The organism is Streptomyces sp. NPDC025651, from assembly GCF_055558735.1.
The window spans coordinates 483,485-504,820 of record NZ_JBVHLZ010000008.1 but is presented as its reverse complement, the minus strand read 5'-3'; the positions used below and the strand labels follow the sequence as shown (position 1 = coordinate 504,820).

Below are 21,336 nucleotides of genomic sequence, written 5' to 3'. Positions count from 1 at the left end.
GGAAGAGGGGGCCGCCGCCGGCCCCGGAGCCCCTGCCGCCCTACGCCTGCGCCCGCCCCAGCTCCGCCAGGCGGGCCAGGACGGGCAGCGCCTGCGCGAGAGCCGTGCGCTGCTCGGGGGTCAACTGCTCGATGAGCGGCTCCAGATGCCGGGCCCTGTCGGCGTGCCGGGCGCGGCCGATCGCGCGGCCCGCCTCGGTGATGTGGACGAGCACGGCGCGCCCGTCGCTCGGATCGCGGCGCCGCTCCACCAGGCCGTCCCGCTCCAGGCGGGTGACCAGCTGGGTCATCCCCGGCTGGCTGACCTGCTCGGTCCGCGTCAGCTCGGTCAGCCGCTGCGGGCTGCCGCCGAACGCCAGGGTGTCGAGCACCGAGAGCGTCGTGAACGGCAGCTTCTCCAGGACGGGCATCCGGATGTAGAAGCGGTTGAAGTTCTCGATCGCCGCGGTGAAGGCACCCACGTCCAGCTCGTCGTTCAGGTGGTCGTCACTCAAGTCGTCGTTCCGCATCACAGCCGCCTCGGAGAGAAGCACATCACGTGCCTACGTGGATCGACTGCCTATTTAAGCGGCCCGCGCCGCTCCCCGTGGGGCAGGCCCCGGGGAGAGGCCCTGGTCAGCCGAGACCGATCCGTACCGCGCCGCCCCCGACGTCCACCCCGTCCGTCCAGGAGCCGGAGAGGCGGAACGGCCGGTTCGGGACCGCGGGGCGCCGCATGCGGGTGCGGTGCAGGGTCCTGCCGTCCTGTGTGACGACCAGAGTGGGGCGCGCACGGAGCGCGGCCGTCCGCAGGGTGAAGCCGCCGCACGGCTCGTCCGGGGTCAGGCGGTTCGGCGCGACCCAGGCGAGCGGGGCCGCGACCCGCAGCGGCACCGACGCCGCGGGCCAGTCGCCCTCGCAGAGGTAGCGCCGCACGGCGGCCGCCGCCGCGGCGCCCTCCCGCGCCACCACGCGGGCCGGCTCGACGGCGTGCAGGACGTTGCCCACCGCGAAGACGCCGCGCTCCGGCGTGCGGAAGGCCGCGTCGATCGCGGGCCCCCGCGTGCCGGGGTCCAGCGGCAGCCCGCCGCGCCGGGCCAGTTCGTGGTCGGGCACGAAGTCCCCGGTGAAGACCACCGTGTCGCAGGCGACGTACGCCGTCCTGCCGTCCCGGTGCCGCAGGCCGACCCCCGACAGGCGCGCCCGGCCGTGGAGTCCGGTCACGGTGGCGTCGGTGAGCAGGGGGATGCCGTGCCGCAGCCGGGCGTCCAGGGCGCGCAGCTGCGCCGCCTGGGGGCGCGGGTGCTCGGTGACCAGGGCGGCGACGGCGACCCCGGCCCGCCGCAGGGTGTCCAGAGCCGCGAAGCTCACGGGCTCGGCGCCGACCACGACGGCCCGGCTGCCGATCCGCTGCCGGTACAGGTGGACGGCCTGCTGGAGCTCGCCCGTGGTGTAGACCCCCGCGGGCCGCGTGCCCGGCACCAGGCGCGCGGCGCGCGGCCGCTCGCGGGCGCCGGTGGCGAGGACCACGGCGCGGGCGGTGATGCGCTCCAGGCCCCGCGGGCTCGTGGTGTCCAGGGTGAGCGGCGCCGCCCAGCCCGTCACGGTGACGCCGGTCCGCAGCACCGCTCCGGTGCCGACGGCCGCCGCGACACAGCGCTCCGCGTACTGCGGTCCCGTCATCCCGAGGCGTCCGAACCCGCCGTGCGGACAGTGCCGCGGCACGCCGCCGGCCTGCCGCTCGCGGTCCACCACCTCGACCTCGCCGACGCCTGCCGCGGCGAGCGAGGCCGCGGCGGCGAGGCCCGCGGGACCCGCGCCGACGACCAGCGCGTCGACGATGCGCTCGCGCCTCATCACTCCCCCAACTCCCGGCCTTCTTCGAAGCGTTCCCGCTCGAAGAGGGCCCGTACCTCGGCCCCGCAGTAGAAGCCCTGACAGCGCCCGCCCCGCGCCCGTGTGCGGCGCCGCAGGCCGTCCAGCGACGCCGGCGGCACCGTCGAGGCGAGGGCGTCGCGGATCTCGCCGCGCGTCACCCGCTCGCAGTGGCAGACCACGGCACCGTACGCCGGGTCGGCCGCGATGAGGTCGGCGCGCCGGTAGGGGCGGGGGAAGGCCTCGCCGAGGTTCGGCATGCGCACGGGCGCCAGGTCCCGCGCCGCGGGCAGGTCCAGACCCGTGGCGCCGAGGAGTTCGGTGACGTGGGCCGCGATGGCCAGGGACGCGGTGAGCCCGGTGGAGCGGATGCCGCCGACGGTGACGCAGCGCAGCTCCTTGTGGGCACTGATGCGGTAGTCGTCCTGCTCGGTGGCGGCGCGCAGGCCCGCGTAGACCGCGGTGACCTCCTCGTCGAGCAGCTCGGGCAGGATCCGGCGGCCCTGCTCGCGCAGCGCGGCGATGCCCTCGGCCGTCGACCCTGTGGCCGTCTTGTCGTCCGACTCCTCGGCGGTGGGCCCGAGAAGAACGTTTCCGTACACGGTCGGGGCCACCAGGACGCCCTTGCCGAGCGCGGTGGGGACGGGCAGCAGGATGTGCCGCACCAGATCGCGGGCGAGCTTGTCGAAGACGAGGAGCTGGCCGCGGCGCGGGGTGACGGTGAAGTCGTCGTGGCCGAGCATGCGGTCGACCGCGTCGGCGTGCACTCCGGCGGCGTTGACGAGGAAGCGGGTGCGCACGGGGCCGCGGGCCGTGGTCAGCACGTGCCGGTCGGCCTCTTGGCCGGCCCCCTCCACACGGCAGCCGAGGTGCAGGTCCACTCCCGCGCGCACGGCCTGGGTGGCGTACGCGAGGGTGGTCGTCCAGGGGCAGATGACGCTCTCGCCCGGGACGTCGAGCGCGCCGAGCGCCCCGGGGCCCAGGTGCGGCTCGCGGGCCCGCGCCTCGGCGGGGCCGATGATCCGCGCCTCCCGGTAGCCGTTGCGCTCCGCCTTGGCCAACAGGCCCGGGAGCGCGGCACGTTGCCCGGCGTCCCAGGCGACGAGCAGCGCGCCGACGGGCTCCACGGGGATCCCGCACTCGGCGGCGTACGCGGCGAGCAGCCGCTGCCCCTCGCGCACGAGGCGGGACTCGAGGGAGCCGGGCACGGCGTCGAACCCGGTGTGCAGGATCGCCGTGTTCGCCTTCGACGTGCCCTCGCCGACGTCGTCGGCGGCCTCGACCAGGGCGATCCGCAGGCCCTGGTGGCGGGCCAGTTCGCGGGCGATCGCGCAGCCGACGACTCCGGCGCCGATGACGGTCACGTCGTACGTCACGTCCGGCGGCGCGCCGTTCCTGGTGACCGCCATCAGGGCGTACGTTCCATCAGCGCGGCCACCGCCGAGCGGAAGCCGGCGAGGCGTTCGGCCGCCAGGTCGGCGTCGATCCGCGGCTCGTACACGGCGGCGGGCCGCCACCTGGGCACGGCGTCGGCGACGGTGAGCGCCGGGTCCAGGCCGATGCGGGCGACGGCGGCCGCGCCGAGGGCGGTGACGTCCGGCAACGCCGAGACCTCGACGGGCAGTTGGAGCAGATCCGCCTGGGTCTGCATGAGCAGCGCCGAGCGGGTCAGGCCGCCGTCGACCCGCAGGCTCGTCAGGGGCTCCCCCATGTCGCGGGCCACCGCGTCGGCGAGCGCGGCGACTTGGGCGGCGATGCCCTCGCACAGGGCGCGGACCAGGTGTCCGGGGGTGGTGTCGAGGCCGAGGCCGGTCAGTGAGCCGCGCAGGTCGCCGCGCCACCAGGGGGCGGCGAGCCCGGCGAGCGCGGGCACGAAGGTGACGCCGCCGGAGTCCGGGACGGCGGAGCCGACGGGGTCGATGTCCTCGGCGCCGCCGATCACGCCGAGGCCGGTGAGCCAGCGCACGGCGGACGCGGCGGTGTAGACCTGCCCGTCCAGGCAGTAGCTGCTCTCTCCGGCGAGCCGCCAGGCCACGCAGCTGACCAGGCCCGAGCCGCCGCGGCGGGGCCGCGGGCCGGTCTGGGCGAGGAGGAACGCGCCTGTGCCGTAGGTGCACTTGGCGCTGCCCGGCGTGGTGACGTCCTGGGCGAGCAGCGCGGCCTGCTGGTCGACGAGGAGCCCGGTGAGCGGGAGTTCGGGGCCGAACGCGGTGGTCGTGCCGACCGGTTCCGCGGCGTCGACGACGCGGGGCAGGCGCTCGTCGGCGAGCCCGTAGAGGTCGAGGGCGCGCGGCGACCACGCCACGGCGTCGAGGTCGAGGAGCTGGGTGCGGCCCGCGGTGGCGGCGTCGGTGACGAAGGCGCCGGTGAGGCGGTGGACGAGCCAGGCGTCGCTGGTCGTGACCACTCCGCGCCGGGTGCGGTGGCGACGTATCCACGCCATCTTGGGCGCGGCGAAGTAGGGGTCGAGCGGGAGCCCGGTGAGGCCGCGCAACTCATCGGCGTGGTCGGCCAGTTCGGCGCAGACCGACTCCGCGCGGCGGTCCTGCCAGACGAGGGCGTCGGTGAGGGGTTCGCCGGTCTCCGGGTCCCAGGCGAGGACCGTCTCGCCCTGGTTGGCGAGGCCGACGGCGGCGACGGGTTCGCCCGCGTCGGCGAGCGCGCGACGGCCCGCGTCGACGACGGAGGAGAGCAGCTCGGCGGGGTCGGCCTCGACCAGGCCGCCGGGCAGGAAGCGGGGGCGCACCGGCGCCGTGCCCGAGCCGATCACGCCGCGCTCCGGGCAGACCACGAGGGCCTTCGTGCCGGAGGTGCCCTGGTCGACGGCGAGCACGGGGCGCCGCGCCGAAGGCCGCTCATAGGTGATCACCGCGGAAGACTGCTACAGGGTGCCGGAGGGCGTCAAGGGACCCGGCCTGACCCGCCAGCAGACCGAACTCCCCGGTTCCGCCGCAGAAATGACAACGATGGCCATCAAATGAACACGCGGGGCGCCGCGTTGACAAAACGTCGACAGACCGTTGCCAAAACAGGGCCACAAAAGATCGCGGAAGTGCCCTGGAAACGGAAGGGCCGGATCTACACTGACCGCCGAACGACACCGTCAACTCCCTTGCAGGACAACTCCGTTCAGCCGCCGATCCCCTCCCTCTCCCCCGACTGAGGACTCATGCCCATGCCGTCAGGCCGCCCGGTGTACCACCCGGCGGGCCACGACGAAGCGCTGCGCGCGGTGCTCCAGGACCTCAAGGCAGGCCGCTGGGTCTCCACGCGCAACCTGCTGACCGAGACGCCCGACTGGGGGCTGTGGACACAGCGCACGCAGATCCTGGCGGCGGCCGTCGCCGGTTCCGACGTGGTGCGGACCTGGCGCGCCGAGGAGCCGCACAGCGCGTCGGCCGCCGTACTGCACACCCGGGTCCTGGTGGAACGTGCCCTGCGCGCCCACCGGTCGGGCCACCGGCGGACCAACGACCTGTGGCGCGAGGCCGTGACGGCGTGCGGCGCCGCGTCCGCCATGTCCCCCGAGGACCCCGTGCCGTGGATCTGCCTGCTCGCCCTGGCCCGGCTCGACGAGGGCCAGCGGTGGGACGAGCACCGGATGGCACCCCCTGAGCCGATGCTCTTCCCCGGGCCCTGGCAGCTCCTGGCCGAGGCCGACAAGCGCGACCCGGGCAACCGCGAGGCGTACCACCGGATGCTGCAGTTCGTGTACGGGCGCCGTGCCCACGGGCCGCTCACCGAGGCGTACAACTTCGTGCAGTGGGCGTCGGCGGCGGCCCCCGCGGGCTCCGCGCTGCACCTGCTGCCGCTGTACGTCCACGTGGAGCGCCACCGCAGGGAGGCGGGCCAGGAACGGGCCCTCGACCTGCACTGGATCTCCGAGGACGCCACGCGCGGCGCACTGCGCGCCCTGCAGCTGTGGTTCGACCACGCGCCGCCGCCCGCCACGGCCTCGCTCCTCGACCTCAACCACCTCGCGCACGCGCTGTGGGGCGCCCATCAGTTCCACGACGCGGCACGGGTGTTCACCGCCCTCGACCCGTTCTTCACGGTCGTGCCCTGGACGTACCGCACCCCCTCCCCCGGCACCCCCTCCCCCGGCACCGCCGACGCGGCCGCCGAGGTCTTCGTCCAGGCCCGCGCCCGCTGCTTCAACGCCGCCGGGGACCCCGGCCCCGCCTAGTCCCCCGCGGCTCCCCCGCCCCCCCACCACCACCGCTCCCCCGGAGGTCCATCCGTGTCCCGCACCACCTGGTCGTCGAGCACCGTCCCAGCACCACGCCAGGACGAGGAGGAGAGGCTCAGAGAGCTCGGCTACCAGCCCGTCCTGGCCCGCCGCATGGGCGGGTTCGGGAACTTCGCGATCAGCTTCTCTGTCATCTCCGTCCTCTCCGGCTGCATGACGCTGTACGGCTTCGGCCTGACCACCGGCGGCCCCGCCGTGATGCTGTGGGGCTGGGTCGGCGTCGGCCTCTTCGTGCTCTGCGTGGGCCTCGCACTCGCCGAGGTCACCAGCGCCTACCCGACGTCGGGCGCCCTCTACTACATGGCCGACCGGCTCGGCGGGCGCCGCTGGGGCTGGTACACGGGCTGGCTCAACCTGCTCGGCCTGCTCGGCGCCATCGCGGGCATCGACTACGGCGCGGCCCTGTTCACCGGCGCGTTCCTGAACCTCAGGTTCGGCTTCGAGCCGACCGCCGAGAAGACCTTCCTGATCTTCCTGTGCATCCTGCTGCTGCACGCCGTCCTGAACCTCTTCAACGTACGCCTGGTCAGCCTGCTCAACTCGATCAGCGTGTGGTGGCACGTGGCCGGCGTCACCGTGATCGTCGGCGTCCTCGCGATCGTCCCCGACCACCACCAGGCCCCCTCCGACGTCTTCTTCACGTACTTCGACGGCACCGGCTGGGACAACCCGCTCTACGTCACCGCGATCGGCCTGCTCCTCGCGCAGTACACGTTCTCCGGGTACGACGCGTCGGCACACCTGTCCGAGGAGACCTCCAACGCGTCGGTGACCGCGGCGCGCGGCATCGTGCGCGCCATCTGGGCGTCGTGGATCGCCGGCTTCGTGCTGCTGACCGGGCTGACCTTCGCCATCCGGGACTACGCGGGCACGCGGGCCACGGAGACCGGGGTGCCGCCCGCGCAGATCATGATCGACGCCATCGGCGAGTCCGGGGCGTCCGCCCTGCTGCTCATCGTGATCGTGGCCCAGCTGTTCTGCGGCAACGCCGAGACGGCCGCCGCGAGCCGCATGGTGTTCGCCTTCAGCCGCGACAACGCCCTGCCCGGCTCCGCCCTGTGGCGCAAGGTCAGCTCCCGCACCCAGGTGCCGGTGCCCGCGGTGTGGCTCTCGGTGGGCCTGGCCGCGGCGATCGCCCTGCCGTCCCTGTACTCGGCGACCGCGTACACGGCCGTGACCGCGATCAACGTCATCGGCATCACGCCCGCGTACGCCATCCCGATCTTCCTGCGGCTCCGCGCGGGCGACCGCTTCCGGCCGGGGCCGTGGAACCTGGGCCGCTGGAGCAGGCCCATCGGCTGGATCGCGGTGCTCTGGGTGGCGTTCGTGACGGTGCTGTTCTGTCTGCCGCAGGTCTCGCCGGTGACGGTCAGCACGATGAACTACGCCTCGATCGCGCTCGCCGTGGTACTCGTCCTGGCCACCGTCTGGTGGTTCGTCGCGCGCCGCTCCTACAGCACGCCGCGGGCCTACGGCTCGGACCGCGAGCAGGCGGAGGTCGCGGAGAACATCGTCTGAGGCCGCTCCCGCAGGAGCTTCGCCGGGCCGAACCCGCCTACACCGAACGGTCGTTGAGGATCTTCTGGAAGAGCCGGTGGTCGCGCCAGGCGCCGTTGATGTACAGATAGCCCGGCGCGAGCCCGTACTCCTCGAAGCCGCACTTGGCCAGGACGCGCTGCGACGCGGTGTTGTGGAGCAGGGTGCCCGCCTCGACGCGGTGCAGGCCGAGTTGGGCGTCGGCGGCCTCGCACACGTGCCGCGCCGCGCCGGACGCGAGGCCGCGGCCCTGGTGCTCCGCGTCGATCCAGTAGCCGAGGTTTCCGCTGCGGGCCGGGCCGAGCACGATGTTCGACAGGGCGGCGTGCCCGACGATCTCACCCCCGCTGTCGAGCACCCAGTGCGCCGAACGCCCCGCACGGCCGTCCGCCAACTGCGCCCGGACCCGCTCGACTTGGCCCTCCTCGGTGAAGAAGGCCTCGGGCCGGTCCGGGTCCCAGGGGCCCAGGTGCGCGCGGTTGCGCCGGTAGGCACGCGCGAGCGCCCGGGCGTCGTCGAGCGTGACGGGCCGGATGAGGACGTCTGCCGCGAGGGTGACCGCTCCACTGATCATGCGCCAAGCGTACGAGGGGCCCCCGGCGCGGAGGGTTCGCCCCTGGGAGCGTCAGCGCCCGCCCGCGACCCTCAGCACCGTTCCCGTCGTGTACGAGGCGTCGTCCGACAGCAGCCAGGAGACGGCCGCCGCGATCTCCGAGGGCCGGCCCGAGCGCCCCATCGGAATGCCGGACGCGAGCTTCGCGGGCCGCTCGGGGTCGGCGTGGAACTCGGTCCAGATCACGCCGGGGGCAACGGCGTTGACGCGGATGCCGTCGCCCGCGACCTCCTTGGACAGCCCGATCGTCATCGTGTCGACGGCGCCCTTGGCGGCGGCGTAGTGGACGTACTCGCCCGGGGAGCCGAGGGTCGCGGCGGCGGACGAGACGTTCACGATCGCGCCGCCGCCGTTCGCCCTGAGGTCCCGCACCGCGCGCCGGGCGCAGAGCAGATAGCCGAGGACGTTCACTTCCAGGGCCCGGCGCATGCCCTCGGCGTCGGCATCGGCGAGCGGGCCGACGGGGCCGCTCACCCCGGCGTTGTTGACCAGGCCGGTGACCGGGCCGAGCTCGGCCGCGGCGGTGTCGAAGAGGCGGTCGACGTCGGCCTCGTCCGCGGTGTCGACCTGCACGGTGACGCAGCGGCGGCCGGCCGCGCGCACCGCTTCGGCGGCCCGCTCGGCGGCCGCCTCGTCCGAGCGGTAGCCGATGACGACGTCGTGACCGTCCTCGGCGAGACGGGCGCTGACAGCGGCGCCGATACCGCGGCTGCCGCCGGTGACGACGGTGACGGGCTGGTGCTGCACGGGGACCTCCGGCTGTGGGTGGCTGACTGTCGCGCCGCCCGGCCGCGGGGATCGCCCGCGTCCGGCACGGCGTCATCCTACGAAGCGGTGATCTTCGTCAGCGGCCCGGGGCCGCGGGCTCCGCCCCGGGTGCCACGCACACCAGCGTGGTGCCGACGGTGTCGCGCCGCAGCCGCAGCAGGTTCCAGCGGGGCTGCCACTGGGCGAGGCCCTTGTGCTCCCGCAGCAGGGCGCGCAGCCGTGCCGGGTCGTGCGTCCACAGGGTGGCGGGCACGCCCCGGGTGGGGCCGAGCACATGGAGGGCGATGCTGCCGTCGTCCCGTACGTCGTGCGAGGACAGCAGCACGTCGACGAGCGTGCCGGGGTCCTTCGCGCTGCCGCGGGCCTGGATCCAGTGGACCTGGTGGCCGGGCGTACGGGTGGCGCAGGTGGCGTGGTCGCAAAGGGCGTTCGGGTACGTCATGGAGCGCCTCCGGAGTCGTGGACCCCGGGTGTCGCCGACCCGGTGATCCGCCGTTCCCCGCGCACGTCGCGCGGGGCGGGTCGTCACCCGGGGCACCCGCGACGGAGCGGGGTGCCGTCCAGCGAGCCGGGGCTTGACACTGGAACTCGTGACCCGCCCCGACCGTAACACGGGCCCTACCGAGGCGTCGCCGGAGTAATCGCGTCCTCCGGAGCGGCCGCCTCCGCGGGCAGGCTGTCCATGAAGGAGCTGACCGAGAAGACCGCGTTGCCGGGTCCCGCCGGTCCGTAACCGGGCGGCGAGGACAGGCCGTTGGCCTCCATCGTGGCCCGGTAGGCCTCCAGGAGGCGCACGTGGTACTCCAGCGGGGCGCCCTGCGGATTGGCCTTGCCCAGCGGCGTCGTGGGCTCCGGGCACCAGGTGGTGAAGCGGGGCGTGATGCCGCGCGACATGAAGTACTGCAGCCCCTCGACGGTGGAGTCGATGGCCTCGTCGACCGTCTTGAAGCCGAACGGCTCCGCCATCTCCACGCCCGCGACGAAGTTGGGGATCACGTTGCGCGGGCCGAACACCTCGGCGGAGTCCAGGATGCGGCGGTGCCACTCGTCACGGCCGACGTAGCGCTCCTTGCCGGGGCAGTACCGCTCGAAGAGATACGGGTCCCACACCTCGTAGTTGGGGTGGTAGATCCGCACGCCGTAGTCGTGGAACCGCTGGACGTCGGCCTTGGGCAGGGCCTGCGCGACGACCTTGCCGATCCAGCGGCCGGGGAAGCGCTCCTCGATGGCCTTCGCGTACTGGCCGTAGAAGTCGGCCTCGTCCTTGCCGCCGACCTTCGAGGTGACGGCGCCGCCGGTCAGCGTGTAGGCGGTGGAGGACTTGTTGGTGTCGTACTTGTCGATGATCGCGAGCGCTTCGAGTACCTCCTCCACCGGCTTCACACCGGTGTAGGGGCGCCCGGCCGCCTTGTGCTGGCGCCAGTTGTGGTTGATGTCGCAGTACTGGCACTCCTCCTTGGCGCCGAAGTACTGGCAGACCCGGAAGACCGTCAGATAGATGAGGTAGCCCCACTGGATGGTGGGCGCCACCTCCATCACGGACTTGCCGTTCTCCAGCGTGTGCCGGTAGTAGTCCGGCATCGGCGGCAGGCCCACGTCGGAGATCCGCACGCCGTCCAGGTAGAGGCCGAGCACGCCGTTGTCGTCGGCCGCGACCCGGTAGGGCGAGGCCGGGTTGACGCGGACCGAGACGACGGTGCGGCGCAGCTCGTAGGGGCCGCCGGTGAGGACGATCTCCTCGGGCGGGCGGCGCAGGGCCGCGGCGCCCAGCTCGGGGAGCGTGCCGTGGTCGAAGGAGAAGATGAAGTACGACTTCGGCTTGACGTCGCCGCCTTCGTTGTCGCTGAGCGCCGACTCGTCGAAGGCGATGCCCCCGCGCAGCAGATCCTCCTTGATCACGGCTTCCCGCGGCACGTGCGGGAACCGCTCCATGAGTGACTCGATGAGTTCGGTACGGCTCTCGCTGCGGCTTGGCATGGGCCGGGCACCTCGGAATCCTGTCGGTCGATCTGTCCCGTCCACGCTAATACGCGCCCGATCCGCCGCGGATCCGGCTCCGGTCGCAGGGCGCATCGCCCGTAGGGCTAGGCTCCTGGTGGCGTGCCTCCTTCGACGACGGTCCCCGGCTTCGGTACGTCGAGGTCCGTGAGATACCGCACGACCGTCTCCGCCTCCGCGCCGCCGTTGAAGATCTTCACGGCGTGGCCCCAGCCCGCGACCTCGACGAGCGTCGCCGCGTCGCCGAGCCGTTCCCTGGCCGAGCGCGCCCAGTCGATCGGCGTGGCGTTGTCGTGACGGGCGCCGATGAGGAGCAGCGGCGTCTCGACCTCGGTCGGCCCGGTCGCTTCGGCGCTCGGGGCCGGAACGCCCTGGCAGAGGTTGGCGTACGAGACGGTGTTCGGGGAGTGGCCGAAGCGGGGCGCGGCCTCGCGGGCGGCGCGCTGGTCGGCCAGGTAGGCGCCGGCGTCCGGTACGCGAAGGTTCAGGTCGGCGCAGACGGAGAAGTCGGCGCCGGGCAACAGCTTCCCCAGGGGGGCGTCGCCTTCGTCCGTCTCCCAGGCCTTGCCGGTGTCGAGGCTGTCCAGGTACTCGGCGACGGCGGGCCAGGACGGGGTCAGGAGCATCGCGTCGATCGTGCCGTCGAGCTCGGTGCGCGGGACGTTCTCGCCGCCACCCCGCAGCTTCCCCTCGGCGGCGCGCGCCGCGAGGCGGTCGTAGACCTGCCGGGCGTCACGCCCGCCCAGAGCGCAGTCGCCGCCGCGCTCACACCACCTGGCGAACTCCTCGAAGGCGTCCTCCAGGGCCTTCGCACCGGTCACGCCGAAGGCTCGGCGGCCCATGCCGGGATCCATGACGCCGTCGAGTACGGCGGCCCGCACCCGGTCGCCGTGCTCGGCGGCGTACCGCTGGCCGTAGACCGTGCCGTACGAGTGGCCGTACAGGGAGATCCTGTCCTCGCCGAGCGCGGCGCGGATGACGTCCATGTCGCGGCTGACGCTGCCCGCGTCGGTGTGCCGGGCGACAGGTCCGGAGGTCTTCGCGCAGTCCGCGGCGAGCTCGGTCACGCGCTTCTTCATCCGCGCGAACTCGCCGGGCGTCGCGGCGGGCCGCCGGTCCTTCAGCGCGGCGGCCATGGGCCCGGACGGGCACTGGACCGGGCTGCTGAGGCCGACGCCGCGCGGGTCGAAGCTCACGACGTCGAAGCGACGCTCGGCACCGCCCCACTCCTTGGTCTGCGCGACGTTCTGGACGCCGGAGTTGCCGGGCCCGCCGGGCAGGAACATCAGGGTGCCGATGCGCTGGTCGGGGCGGGTCGCCTGGCGCCGGACCACCGCGACGTCGATCTTCTCGCCGTCCGGCGAGGACCAGTCCACGGGGACGCGGACGGTGCCGCACTCGGCGCCCTCGGGCGCGCCTTCGGTGGCGTCGGCCGGGCAGGCCTTCCACGTGATGCGCTGCCGCTCGGGGCCCGCCTTCTGGGGGCGCTCGGGTGTGCCGGAGGAGCAGGCGGCCAGCGCGAGGAGAGCGGCGCCGGTGGTGGCGGCGGTCAGCGCCCCCTTCGTACGTGCCCCTTTCGTACGTGCCCCTTTCGTACGTGACCGCATCAGCGCTTCGCCTTCATCGCGACGTCCTTGTCCTGCCAGGCGTACAGCGCGCCGTCGACCTTCGCGCCGGACCACGTGCCGCAGTTCGTGTCGGCCTTGGCGGCGAGGTCGGAGGGGAACCAGTCGGCCTTCAGCCGCGGCTCGCCCTGCGGGTCGCCCTTGGTGCACTGGGCGGGGAACTTCCCGTCCGGGGTCCTGAACGTGATGATCCGGTCGTCGCCGGTCGTCGACATGACGTACTTGATGCCGGACGCGTCGTCGGGCAGCCAGCGCGGCATGGAGTTGCGGGCGCTCTTCGCCGCGGCCCCGTCCTGGTAGGACGCCTTCTCCTCGTGGTCGTCGAAGGGGTTCATCGAGCCGGCGCAGGCCGTCAGGGAGAGGGCGAGGGCCGCGGCGCCGAGCGCGCAGAGCGTGGTGCGCGCGGCGCGGGGGCGGAGCTGCGCAGGGCGGAGAGGTCGGTGCATCGTGGTCGCTTTCCTCGGAGTCGGAGCGGTTGAGCCGATCTGACTGAGTCGGGTGACTGAGTCGCGCCGACTGGACCGGAGTGGCTCAGTCGGAGTGGCTGCCTCCACGGTCGTCGCCCCGGGGGTCTTCGCGCCTCGGCCCATCGGTCGATCACCGACGCCCCCATCAGGCTTTCGGCTGATCCGTCCGGTACGACCTGATGCGTACATTCGGTACGTGGATGATCACCGCCCGCCGCCCGGGCCCGCCCGTACCCGCCTCGGCAGGACCCTGCTGTTCGCCGTCCCCGCCGTGTTCCTGTGGCTCGGCGACCTGGTGTCCAGCCGACCCGACGGCCCCTGGGCGACGCTCGTCTCGGGGCCACTGGCCGTCGCCGTGCTGCTGATGCGGCGCGGTCCCGGCATCGAGGTGCGGGCCGCCGTCGCCACGCTGGGGTCCGCGGCGCTGACCCTCGGCCTGTACCTCGCCTCCGCGACCGGCACCTGGGGCCTCCTGGAGTCCTTCGCACTGCTCGCCCTGCTCACGGTCACCGCCCGCACGGCGCGGCTGCCCGCCGCATACGCCCTGTGTCCGCTGCTCGCGGTGGCCGTCGCGGTGCTGCCCGTCCGGACGGGCATCCACTCCGACGCCGAGACCTTCGCGTTCATCCTCACCGTCGCGGCGGGCGGCGCCCTCGCGCTCGGCGGCTATCTGCGGTCCCTGGACAACCGGCGGGCCCTCGCGGTGACCGCCACGCAGGAGGAGGAACGCCGCCGCATCGCCCGCGACCTGCACGACTTCGTCGCGCACCACGTGACCGGCATCGTCGTACAGGCCCAGGCGGCGCGGGCCATCCGCGAGGTCGCCCCCGAACAGCTCGACCCGCTCCTCGCCGGGATCGAGAAGGCCGGCGGCGAGACCCTCGACTCGATGCGGCGCCTGGTCCACGTCCTGCGCGCCGAGCCCGGCGCCACGACCCGGCCCGACGACCTGCTCGCCGAGTTGGCCTCGCTGGTCGCGGCGGCCCACGGCGAGGCGGCCACCCTGGAGGTGAGCGCGCGGGCCCGTGCCGCCGCGCTCGCGCCCGAGGTGGAGACGGCTGTGCACCGCGTCGTCCAGGAGGCGCTCACCAACGTCACCCGGCACGCGCCCGGCGCCACGGACATCCGGGTGCGGCTCGCCACCGAGGCCGGGGAACTCGTCGTCGAGGTCGTCAACGGCCCCGCGGGGCAGCGCCGTTCGGGAGACCGGACACCGCCGGGCGGCCACGGCGGCCTCGGCCTGATCGGGCTGCGGGAACGGGTCAGCGCGGTGGGCGGCGGCCTCGACGCGGGCCCTCTGGAGGACGGGGGCTGGCGGGTCCGCGCCGCGCTCCCCGTGCTGCGCCTGCCAGAATCGGGGACATGAGCAGCGGAACGCCGGTGAGGGTGCTGATCGCGGACGACCAGGAGATGGTGCGGACCGGGTTCCGGCTCATCCTGTCCGCGCAGCCGGACATCGAGGTCATCGGCGAGGCCGCCGACGGCGCCGCGTGCGTGGAGCTCGCCCGGCGCCTGCGGCCCGACGTCTGCCTGGTCGACGTCCGCATGCCGAAGCTCAACGGCCTGGAAGTGACCCGCAAGCTCGCCGGGCCCGGCGCCGTCGACCCCCTGCACGTCGTGGTCGTCACCACCTTCGACCAGGACGACTACCTCGACGAGGCGCTGCGCGGCGGCGCCGTCGGCTTCCTCCTCAAGGACGCCGGCCCCGGACTGCTCGTGGAGGCGGTGCGCGCCGCCGCCCGCGGCGACGCGCTCGTCTCCCCCGCCGTGACACTGCGGCTCCTGGAACGCATGGCGGACCGGCACGGCCCGCAGTGCGGCGCTGCGGCCACCGCGCCCGCCCCCGGCACCCTCTCGGAGCGCGAGCTGGACGTCGTCCGACTCGTCGCCCGCGGCCGCACCAATCAGGAGATCGCCGAGGAACTGTTCATCTCCCTCGGCACCGTCAAGACCCATCTCGCGCACGTCCAGACGAAACTGGCCGTGCGCAACCGAGTGGAGATCGCCGCGTGGGCCTGGGAAGCGGGCCAGGTCGGTCGCCTCTGACACCCGTCGGACCGGCCCGGTACGATCTCCGGCATGCCGCCCGCCGACCCCCTCATACCCGCTCCGAAATGCGGAAACGGGCCCCCCTCCAACCCCACCCGGACTAGGATGAACCCTGCCGCAGCGGGCAGCGGGCAGCGGGCAGCGGGCAGCGGGCAGCGGGCAGCGGGCAGCGGGCAGCGGGCAGCGGGCAGCGGGCAGCGGGCAGCAGGTCCTTCCTCAGGTGAGAAGCGGGTCCTTTTCGCCGCGCGGTCGGCGACCGCTCTGCACCGGCTCCTCGACGTCCTGCCCGTCTTCGCGGGCGACGACCGCATCCGGCGTCGCTTCACCCTCGTCCCCGGCTCCGACTTCGCCGCCGACGCCCTCGCGGCCGTCGAACGCGCGGGCGGGCACACCATCCCCTGGGCCGAGGCCCGCGCCCACCGCCACGACCTGATCGTCGCCGCGAGCCCAAAGGGCCGACTCACCGAGCTGCGCGGGCCGCGCGTCCTGCTCCCGCACGGCGCGGGCTACAACAAGGCACTCGCCGAAGAGGACACAGCGAACGACTCCGCCTCCGGCATGGACCCCGAGCTCCTGATGCCGGACGGACGCCCCCTGGCCCACCTGCACGCCCTCGCGCACCCCTCCCAAGCCGCCCGCCTCGCCACCAAGTGCCCGCCCGCCGCCGCCCGAGCGGCCGTGACCGGCGACCCCACGCTCGACCGCGTCCTCGCCTCCCTGCCGCTGCGCGAACGCTACCGCGCCGCGCTGGGCACGGACGGCAGGAAGCTCGTCGTCCTCACCTCCACCTGGGGCCCGCACTCCCTCATCCGACGCCACCCGGAACTCCCCGCACGCCTGGCCGCGGAGCTCCCCCACGACGCGTACCAGCTGGGCCTCGTCCTGCACCCCAACGAACACAGCAGGACAGGGGAGTTCGACCTCGCACAGGACCTCGCGCCCGCCCTCGACGCCGGCCTGGTCCTGGCCCGCCCCCACGAGGAGTGGGCCGCGCTCCTCGTCGCCGCCGACGTACTCGTCACGGACCACGGCTCGGCCGCGCTGTACGTCGCCGCGGCCAAGGACGTCCCGATGGTCGCCGCGTGCGACGGCGGCGGCGAGCTCATCCCGGGCTCCCCCATGGCCGAACTCCTCGCCCGCATACCGGCGCTGGGACCCGTCGACCGGCTGACGACGGCCGACCTGGAGCGCGCCGTCGGCGCGCACAGGCCCGGTGTCCCCACGGCCCTCGCCGAGCCCGCGTTCGCCGAGCGCGGCAACGCCGTGCGCCGACTGCGCGAGGAGCTGTACCGCATCCTCGACCTGACACCCCGAGGCCACCCGGCCGGACCGCGCCCCCTGCCGGACCCCGCGCCACCCGCCCGTACCCCGGGCGCCTTCGCCGTACAGGCGTACGTACGGCCTGCCGACGAGGGCACCCCGCAGGTGCATGTCGAGCGGCGGCCCGCCCACTTCCGGTCTCCCGCACACCACCTGGCAGCCGAAGACGGCAAGGCCTCGGACACCCAACTCCAGAGCGCCGGGCTGCTGTTCCGCCGCGCCGCGCCCCGCTCCCCCGCCGCGCAGGGCGAGCGCTGGACCGCCGACGGCTGGACGCGCCACACGCTCACCGCCTACGGCGGCCTGCGCACCGCCGCGGTCGCCCTGGACGCCGAACACTGCCTGCTGCGCCGCACCGACGGCGACCTGTTGTCCGTCCGCGTCGAGCCGCACCACCTGCCGGACGGCCGGGTGCTGCGCGCGGACCCGGCGGCCGCGCTCTCGGCCGTGCACGCCTGGCTCGTCCACCAACAGGCCACGCCCCGACACCCGGTGACGATCCGCTGCGTCATCGCGTCCCGTACCCATCAGGCGACGCTCACCCCCGCCACCCCCGAGGAAGCCGGGTGGGAAGTCTGAGCACCCCACGCCCACGACGGGCGCGGGAAACCGGGCGCCGCCCGCCGGACAGCGAGCAGCAGGGCTACGCGGGCTCCGCCAGCCCCCCGCCCCTCTCCCGCACACTCCGCGCCGCCGCACGGAAGGACGCCGCGCCGCCCTCGTCCCCGCACTCCTGCGCCACCGAGGCCAGCGCGTCCAGGACCCGCAGTTCCTCGCGCACGGACCCGCTGAGGCGCGCCTCCTCCAGAGCCGCGTCGTAGAGCTCCCTGGCTTCGCCGGTACGCCCGACGCGGCGCAGCACATGGCCCAGGGCGAAGCCGGTGCGCGCGGCCATCCTGGCACGCCCCAGGCCCTCGGCACCCGCATGCGCGTCCCTCAACAAGCAGGCGGCCTCGTCCAGTTCACCCAGTTCCGTGAGGGCCTTGCCCCGTAAGTAGGTCTGCAGCATCACTCCGTACGCATTGCCGATCTCGGCGTGGACGCGCCGCGACGCCTCGTAGGATTCCGCCGCTGCCGCCCAGTCGCCCCGCGCCGACGCGAGCAGGCCGTGGAACTCGACGACCGATGCGCGCAGCTTCCTGTCCTGGACCCCGTCGCCCAACGCCTGCGCACCGGCCGACGCGAGCCGCAGCTCGGTCTCGGCCTCCTCGAAGCGCCCCCGCTCCCACAGCGGACGCGCGAGCTGACACCGCATGCGGACCAGGGCGGCGAGCGGATGCCCGGCGCGCAGCGCGGCGTCGCGCCCCGCGCCGAACGCCTCGATGACCTGGGCGTGGTGCGGGTGGTCGAGGTAGTGGGTCCACAAGGGCTCGCACAGCGCCCAGGCCTCCGTGTCCAGCCCGTGAGCGTGGGCCAGGCGTACGCAGCCGTGCAGCGCGAGCCGTTCGGCATCCAGCCAGTGCAGGGCCTTCGCCTTCCGCTGCCGGTCCGTGTCCCCCTCGGCGATCCCGAAGTCCGCGTCGGGGGTGTCCAACAGCGCGGCCACCGGCTCGGCGAAGGTCATGCGCGCTCCGGCCCGCAGCGCGTCGGCGCGCTGAGCCTGGCGCAGATACCAGCGGACGACTCGTCTCCTGCCCTCGTCGGCCTCGCGGCTGTCGCCGGCACGCCGTGCCCGGCGCCCCGCGTGCGCGCGCAGCAGATCGTGCAGGCGCAGTCGCCCGTCACGTCCGAGGGTCAGCAGGCTCGCCCGCACCAACTCGTCCAGGGCGTCCTCCGCTTCGTCCTGCCCCCTGCCCAGCAGCGCGGTGGCCGCTTCGGGGGTGATCCACGGCCCTGGGTGCTCGACGAGGAGCCGGTAGAGCGCGGCCGCCCCCGGGGCGAGGTCCTGGTAGGCGGCGTCCCATACGGCCTCCACCGTGGGCACTCCCTTGTCGTCGAGCTCGGCGGCGAGTCGGGCGGTGAGCCGTGCGATGCGGCGCGTGCGGTGCTTGCGCAGCCACTCGGCGGCCACGTGGAGGGCGGCGGGCAGGCCGCCGCAGATACGGGTGAGTTCGGCCGCCGAGGCAGGGTCGGCGGCCAGCCGCGGGTCGTCGACGATCCGGCGCAACAGCCGTCCCGCGTGCGGCTCTTCGAGCGGACCCACGGGAAGTTCGAGGTCGACACCGCCCTCGACGTCGTACAGCCTCTCCTGGCCCGCGGCGATCACGACGCTCTCCGTGGACGAGGGAAGGAGCTGGGTGATCTCGGTGCCGGAGCGGACGTTGTCGAGCACGAGGACGAGGTGCCGCTTCCCCGTCTGCTCCCAGTACTGCTTGCGGCGCCCCGCGAGGGTGCCTTCCAGAAGGTCGGTCACCCCGAAGGAGCGCAGCAGTTCGCCGAGGACGTCGGCCAGGTCGGCGCCGCCGTCGGGGCGGTGGTCGTCGAGGTCGACGTACCGCACCACGTAAGTGCTCGTCTCCGCGAGGCGGCGGGCGAGGTGTACGGCGAGGGCGGTCTTGCCGACGCCGTGCACTCCGGTGACCGAGACGACGAGGGGGCGACCGGGCGGTCCGGGCCGCACCACAGCGCCCAGCACGCGGGAACGCTCCTCGTCGCGATCCTCGAAGTGGCCTGCTTCCGGGGGCATCTGATGAGGCATCATGCCCTCGTCGGGCCCGCCGTGCAGGTGCAAGACCCCTATGGAGTCCGCCTGCACGAGCGCCCCGACATGTGCCCGCCCGCCCACGCTGTTCCGCGTCCGTTGCTCGTCCACGGCCCAACTCTATGCGGCGGCGCGGGTGGGCGGTCGGACGCCTCAGCCGTGCCCCACCGGCACCGGGACCCCGCTGCGCGCCGAGGCGTAACCGGCCGCCACGACCCGCAGCGTGCGCAGTCCGCCCTCGCCGTCGGCGACGTCCATGCCGCCCTCCTCGGGGCCGTACAGGAAGGCGCGCAGCATGCGTTCGTCCAGGTCGACGCCGAACGGCAGCTCCGTGCCGCGCCCCGCCCGCTCGCTGAAGCCGTGCACCTTCTGGTCGAAGGCGTCCATCTCCAGCGTGGCCCGCTCGCCGACGACGGTCATCTCCAGGCCGCCCCAGGTGTGGTGGGAGCGGGGGTGGGACCAGCTGCAGTCGATGGTGGCGACCGTGCCGTTGGCGTAGGTCACGCTGACCAGGCCGGCGGTCTCGGCGGCGACCTCGCCGGCGTAGAGGAGGTTGTTGGTCTGCGCGTAGACCTCGACGGGCGGGGCGGCCTCGCCGAAGAGGTCGTCGAGCAGGTCGGCGATGTGCACGGTGTGGTCCATCAGGGCGCCGCCGCCGGAGAGTTCGGGCTCCGCGAACCAGCGGCGGTCCCGGGTCGGCATGGCGCCGTTGTTGGCGCCGGACACCGCGAGGACCCGTCCCGCGTCGCCCGAGGCGACGGCCGCCTTCACCGCGGCGTACGCGGGACTGAAGCGCACCGGGAAGGCGACCGCGAGCCGCACCCCGGCCGCGCGACAGGCGGCGACCATCGCCTCGCCGTCCTCGACGGACGCGGCCAGCGGCTTCTCGCAGAGCACGTCCACGCCGTGCGCGGCGGCCCGTTCGACCAGGGGGCGGTGGCGGGCGTTCTCCGAGCAGACGATCACCGCGTCGGGGCGGCCTGCGAAGACTTCCTCGTACGTGTCCGCGTACGCGACGCCCAACCGGTCGGCGAGCGCCCGTCCGCGCACCTCGCCGGGCGCCGCGCGGTCGGTGTCGGGGTCGCTGCCAAGGACCTCGACGCCGGGCATCCTCGCCAGCAGGCGCAGATAACCCGCCGCGTGGACGTGGGCGAACGACAGGACGGCGACCTTCATCGCGCTGCCTCCTCGATCTCGACGACACGGCCGGTGCGGCTGGACTCCACGGCGGCCTCGGCGATGCGCACCGCCTCGATCCCGTCCCTCGCTCCCACCCGGGGTTCGGGCCCGCCGTCCTGCCACGAGGCGGCGAACTCGCGCAGCTCCGCCAGGTAGGGGCTCTCGCTCATGGGGGTGGACGGGATGCCTTCGTTCGCGGCGCGCACGCCCTGCGCGGTGATCCGGAAGCCGGGCACGGCGGTGGAGTCGTGGTGGAGCAGGCCGCCCGCTCCCGCGACCCTGAACGTGGTACGGAACTGCTGGTCGGGCAGGCCCCAGAGGCCGTTGATCTGGCTGACGGCGCCCGACGCGTGGGTGAGGACGGCGGTCGCGGTGACGACCTCGGCCGGGGTGCCGGTGGCGTGTTCGACGCCGCGGGTGCGGGCGTGCACGCGGACCACGTCGCCCGCGAGCCAGCGGGCGACGTCGATGTCGTGCACCATCAGGTCCATGATCACGCCGCCCGACTGGGCCGGGTCGCCGAACCACGGCGCCCACTGGGGACGCGCGCTGGCGCGGGTGAAGCGCAGCACGGCGGGCTCGCCCAGGTCGCCGCGGACGACGGCCTCGCGCAGCGCCGCGTACGCCGGGAAGTAGCGCACCACATGGGCGGGATGGAGGCGCACGCCCGCCGCCTCGGCCGCGGCCGCGATCTCCTGCGCGTCGCGTGCGGTGAGGGCCAGCGGCTTCTCGCAGACGACGTGCCGGCCCGCGGCGACGGCGGCCAGGGCGAGGTGCCGGTGGGTGGGGGTGGGCGTGCAGACGTCGACGGCGCGCACGTCCGCGAGGAGGCCGGTCAGGTCGTCGACGGCGCGTACGTCGTGGCCGCAATCGGCGTACTCGGACGCGAGCTTCTCCGCGGAGCCGTCGACGGTGTACACGCTCACCCGGGCGCCGAGCGCCAGCCAGCCGGGCAGATGGGCGCGGGCGATGCCGCCGGCACCGAGCAGGCCGATGTGAAGCGGTGGTGGCATGAAGGAGGCTGCCTTTCCGGAGGGA

The 21,336-nt window shown here is 74.2% G+C and carries 18 protein-coding genes and 1 riboswitch; of the genes, 5 read left to right on the top strand and 13 right to left on the bottom strand.

Annotation, left to right across the window (positions count from 1 at the left end; genetic code table 11):
- Positions 1-40: 40 nt before the first annotated feature.
- From ACZ4D5_RS28780 to ACZ4D5_RS28765, 4 genes are all read right to left on the bottom strand, one after another.
- Positions 41-493, bottom strand: coding sequence for a MarR family winged helix-turn-helix transcriptional regulator (locus tag ACZ4D5_RS28780; RefSeq protein ID WP_467775321.1), 453 nt, complete (start codon positions 491-493; stop codon positions 41-43).
- A gap of 121 nt (positions 494-614) precedes the next feature.
- Positions 615-1,835 carry an NAD(P)/FAD-dependent oxidoreductase gene (locus ACZ4D5_RS28775; RefSeq protein ID WP_467775320.1) on the bottom strand — a complete coding sequence of 407 codons (1,221 nt, stop codon included), beginning with the start codon at positions 1,833-1,835 and terminating at the stop codon, positions 615-617.
- Positions 1,835-3,262 (bottom strand): FAD-dependent oxidoreductase, encoded by a 1,428-nt coding sequence (locus tag ACZ4D5_RS28770; RefSeq protein ID WP_467775319.1) that lies wholly within the window; start codon positions 3,260-3,262, stop codon positions 1,835-1,837. The genes ACZ4D5_RS28775 and ACZ4D5_RS28770 overlap by 1 nt, the downstream gene beginning before the upstream one ends.
- A complete protein-coding gene (locus ACZ4D5_RS28765) occupies positions 3,262-4,722 on the bottom strand; it encodes an FGGY family carbohydrate kinase (RefSeq protein WP_467775318.1) in 1,461 nt (486 codons plus the stop codon). The genes ACZ4D5_RS28770 and ACZ4D5_RS28765 overlap by 1 nt, the downstream gene beginning before the upstream one ends.
- A gap of 300 nt (positions 4,723-5,022) precedes the next feature.
- Here ACZ4D5_RS28765 and ACZ4D5_RS28760 point away from each other — a divergent pair, with 300 nt between their 5' ends.
- Positions 5,023-6,039 carry a hypothetical protein gene (locus ACZ4D5_RS28760; protein WP_467775317.1) on the top strand — a complete coding sequence of 339 codons (1,017 nt, stop codon included), beginning with the start codon at positions 5,023-5,025 and terminating at the stop codon, positions 6,037-6,039.
- A 54-nt stretch (positions 6,040-6,093) separates the two neighbouring features.
- Positions 6,094-7,620, top strand: coding sequence for an amino acid permease (locus ACZ4D5_RS28755; RefSeq protein ID WP_467775316.1), 1,527 nt, complete (start codon positions 6,094-6,096; stop codon positions 7,618-7,620).
- A 37-nt stretch (positions 7,621-7,657) separates the two neighbouring features.
- On the opposite strand, the gene ACZ4D5_RS28750 is transcribed toward ACZ4D5_RS28755, so the two are convergent.
- From ACZ4D5_RS28750 to ACZ4D5_RS28725, 6 genes are all read right to left on the bottom strand, one after another.
- Complete coding sequence (locus ACZ4D5_RS28750) at positions 7,658-8,212, bottom strand: GNAT family N-acetyltransferase (protein ID WP_467775315.1); 555 nt, start codon at positions 8,210-8,212, stop codon at positions 7,658-7,660.
- A 51-nt stretch (positions 8,213-8,263) separates the two neighbouring features.
- Positions 8,264-8,998, bottom strand: coding sequence for an SDR family oxidoreductase (locus ACZ4D5_RS28745; protein ID WP_467775314.1), 735 nt, complete (start codon positions 8,996-8,998; stop codon positions 8,264-8,266).
- Positions 8,999-9,095: 97 nt separating this feature from the next.
- Positions 9,096-9,461 (bottom strand): hypothetical protein, encoded by a 366-nt coding sequence (locus tag ACZ4D5_RS28740; RefSeq protein WP_467775313.1) that lies wholly within the window; start codon positions 9,459-9,461, stop codon positions 9,096-9,098.
- A gap of 44 nt (positions 9,462-9,505) precedes the next feature.
- Positions 9,506-9,615, bottom strand: a riboswitch (SAM riboswitch).
- Between the two features lie 22 nt (positions 9,616-9,637).
- Entirely contained in the window at positions 9,638-10,996 is a 1,359-nt protein-coding gene (locus ACZ4D5_RS28735; RefSeq protein ID WP_467775312.1) for a radical SAM protein, read from the bottom strand.
- 107 nt (positions 10,997-11,103) lie between these two features.
- Positions 11,104-12,624: an alpha/beta fold hydrolase gene (locus tag ACZ4D5_RS28730; protein ID WP_467775311.1), complete on the bottom strand. Its 1,521-nt coding sequence runs from the start codon at positions 12,622-12,624 to the stop codon at positions 11,104-11,106.
- Complete coding sequence (locus tag ACZ4D5_RS28725; RefSeq protein WP_467775310.1) at positions 12,624-13,088, bottom strand: hypothetical protein; 465 nt, start codon at positions 13,086-13,088, stop codon at positions 12,624-12,626. The genes ACZ4D5_RS28730 and ACZ4D5_RS28725 overlap by 1 nt, the downstream gene beginning before the upstream one ends.
- A 217-nt stretch (positions 13,089-13,305) precedes the next feature.
- On the opposite strand from ACZ4D5_RS28725, the gene ACZ4D5_RS28720 reads away from it, so the two are divergent.
- The 3 genes from ACZ4D5_RS28720 (at position 13,306) to ACZ4D5_RS28710 (ending at position 17,057) form a co-directional block, all read left to right on the top strand.
- Complete coding sequence (locus ACZ4D5_RS28720) at positions 13,306-14,475, top strand: sensor histidine kinase (protein ID WP_467775309.1); 1,170 nt, start codon at positions 13,306-13,308, stop codon at positions 14,473-14,475.
- Positions 14,472-15,155 (top strand): response regulator, encoded by a 684-nt coding sequence (locus ACZ4D5_RS28715; RefSeq protein WP_467775308.1) that lies wholly within the window; start codon positions 14,472-14,474, stop codon positions 15,153-15,155. Before ACZ4D5_RS28720 ends, ACZ4D5_RS28715 begins: the two co-directional genes overlap by 4 nt.
- A gap of 108 nt (positions 15,156-15,263) precedes the next feature.
- Positions 15,264-17,057, top strand: a complete 1,794-nt coding sequence (locus ACZ4D5_RS28710) for a translation initiation factor 2 (RefSeq protein ID WP_467775307.1) — start codon at positions 15,264-15,266, stop codon at positions 17,055-17,057.
- 64 nt (positions 17,058-17,121) lie between these two features.
- On the opposite strand, the gene ACZ4D5_RS28705 is transcribed toward ACZ4D5_RS28710, so the two are convergent.
- Genes ACZ4D5_RS28705 through ACZ4D5_RS28695 form a run of 3 tightly spaced genes read right to left on the bottom strand, consistent with a single transcriptional unit; the run spans position 17,122 to position 21,311 of the window.
- Positions 17,122-19,230, bottom strand: coding sequence for a hypothetical protein (locus ACZ4D5_RS28705; RefSeq protein WP_467775306.1), 2,109 nt, complete (start codon positions 19,228-19,230; stop codon positions 17,122-17,124).
- 42 nt (positions 19,231-19,272) lie between these two features.
- Positions 19,273-20,295 (bottom strand): Gfo/Idh/MocA family protein, encoded by a 1,023-nt coding sequence (locus ACZ4D5_RS28700; protein WP_467775305.1) that lies wholly within the window; start codon positions 20,293-20,295, stop codon positions 19,273-19,275.
- Positions 20,292-21,311, bottom strand: a complete 1,020-nt coding sequence (locus tag ACZ4D5_RS28695; RefSeq protein WP_467775304.1) for a Gfo/Idh/MocA family protein — start codon at positions 21,309-21,311, stop codon at positions 20,292-20,294. Before ACZ4D5_RS28695 ends, ACZ4D5_RS28700 begins: the two co-directional genes overlap by 4 nt.
- Positions 21,312-21,336: the final 25 nt, after the last annotated feature.

Bases quoted from the DNA above. Each gene is read 5' to 3' on its own strand.
- ACZ4D5_RS28775 (WP_467775320.1), bottom strand. From the start codon at position 1,835: ATGAGGCGCGAGCGCATCGTCGACGCGCTGGTCGTCGGCGCGGGTCCC.
- ACZ4D5_RS28770 (WP_467775319.1), bottom strand. From the start codon at position 3,262: ATGGCGGTCACCAGGAACGGCGCGCCGCCGGACGTGACGTACGACGTG.
- ACZ4D5_RS28760 (WP_467775317.1), top strand. From the start codon at position 5,023: ATGCCCATGCCGTCAGGCCGCCCGGTGTACCACCCGGCGGGCCACGAC.
- ACZ4D5_RS28750 (WP_467775315.1), bottom strand. From the start codon at position 8,212: ATGATCAGTGGAGCGGTCACCCTCGCGGCAGACGTCCTCATCCGGCCC.
- ACZ4D5_RS28740 (WP_467775313.1), bottom strand. From the start codon at position 9,461: ATGACGTACCCGAACGCCCTTTGCGACCACGCCACCTGCGCCACCCGT.
- ACZ4D5_RS28735 (WP_467775312.1), bottom strand. From the start codon at position 10,996: ATGCCAAGCCGCAGCGAGAGCCGTACCGAACTCATCGAGTCACTCATG.
- ACZ4D5_RS28730 (WP_467775311.1), bottom strand. From the start codon at position 12,624: ATGCGGTCACGTACGAAAGGGGCACGTACGAAAGGGGCACGTACGAAG.
- ACZ4D5_RS28725 (WP_467775310.1), bottom strand. From the start codon at position 13,088: ATGCACCGACCTCTCCGCCCTGCGCAGCTCCGCCCCCGCGCCGCGCGC.
- ACZ4D5_RS28715 (WP_467775308.1), top strand. From the start codon at position 14,472: ATGAGCAGCGGAACGCCGGTGAGGGTGCTGATCGCGGACGACCAGGAG.
- ACZ4D5_RS28710 (WP_467775307.1), top strand. From the start codon at position 15,264: ATGAACCCTGCCGCAGCGGGCAGCGGGCAGCGGGCAGCGGGCAGCGGG.
- ACZ4D5_RS28700 (WP_467775305.1), bottom strand. From the start codon at position 20,295: ATGAAGGTCGCCGTCCTGTCGTTCGCCCACGTCCACGCGGCGGGTTAT.
- ACZ4D5_RS28695 (WP_467775304.1), bottom strand. From the start codon at position 21,311: ATGCCACCACCGCTTCACATCGGCCTGCTCGGTGCCGGCGGCATCGCC.